The organism is Streptomyces sp. NPDC000880 (genome assembly GCF_053599675.1).
In genome coordinates this window covers 1-1,000 of the sequence record NZ_JBSFMS010000256.1, presented here as the reverse complement: position 1 = coordinate 1,000, position 1,000 = coordinate 1, and the positions used below count along the sequence as shown (strand labels likewise).

At 68.4% G+C, this 1,000-nt stretch carries 1 protein-coding gene; it reads left to right on the top strand.

Going from position 1 to position 1,000, the window contains the following annotated elements; genetic code table 11:
- Window positions 1–969, top strand: a 969-nt coding sequence (locus ACWDO5_RS35755) for a sodium:calcium antiporter (protein ID WP_450534686.1), incomplete at its 5' end; no start/stop codon positions are given.
- Window positions 970–1,000 lie beyond the last annotated feature (31 nt).

Sequence of the window (1,000 nt, the reverse complement as noted above, 5' to 3'; positions counted from 1 at the left end):
AACGTCGGGAAGATGGCGGTGGGCACCATCCTGGCCGCCTTCGGCACCGCCCTGCCCGAATCCGTCGTCACCCTGGTCGCGGTGACCACCGGCGCTGACGAAGAGGCCAAGAACATCGGCGTCGGCGCGGCGATGGGCGGCCCCCTCGCGCTGGCCACCGTCGCCTACGGCGTGACCGGGGCGATGCTCCTGCTGAAGCGGCGCACGGAGCGTCAGAGTGTCCTGGCGGATGCCGGTATGCCGCCCTCGCGGCCCGAGTCGGACAAGGTCCTGGGCAGCGAGAAGGACATGAAGCGTCTGGCGAAGGACCAGAAGTGGTTCCTTCCGATCTTCATCGTGAAGGTCGCCCTCGGCCTGGTCGCGTTCGCGTTCAAGCCCACTCTGGGTCTGCTGTTCTTCGCCGCCTACGCCCTGTACTTCTGGCGCGAGATACGCGGCGGCCACAACGACGACGGCGGCGGCGGCGGCGAGGACGAGGAGGGGATGGAGCCGCTGAAGTTCCAGCCGAAGAAAGCCTCCCCGGACACCTGGGCGGTCGTCGCCCAGACCCTGCTTACTCTCGTGGTGATCTTCTTCGCCTCGCAGCTGTTCGTGAAGCAACTGGACGCGATCGGACCCATGCTGGGGCTGTCCGCCGCGGTGACCGCCCTGCTGCTCTCGCCGATCGCGACGGAACTGCCCGAGATCATGAACGCGGTCATCTGGGTCCGGCAGGGCAAGACCCAGCTCGCGCTCGCCAACGTCTCCGGCGCGATGATGATCCAGGCCACCGTGCCCAGCGGCCTCGGCCTGCTCTTCACCACCTGGACGTTCGACGGGGCCCTGCTGTGGTCCGGCCTGATCACGATGGCCGCGATCGTCTACCTGCTGCTGACCATGCGCGCACACAAGCTCACCCCCGCCCGCCTCACGGTCGCCGCCGGCTTCTACGCCATCTTCGCCATCGGCCTGGTCCCGATTCTGTCCTGACCCCACCCGGCGGCAGCCCCTCCCCGTCTGG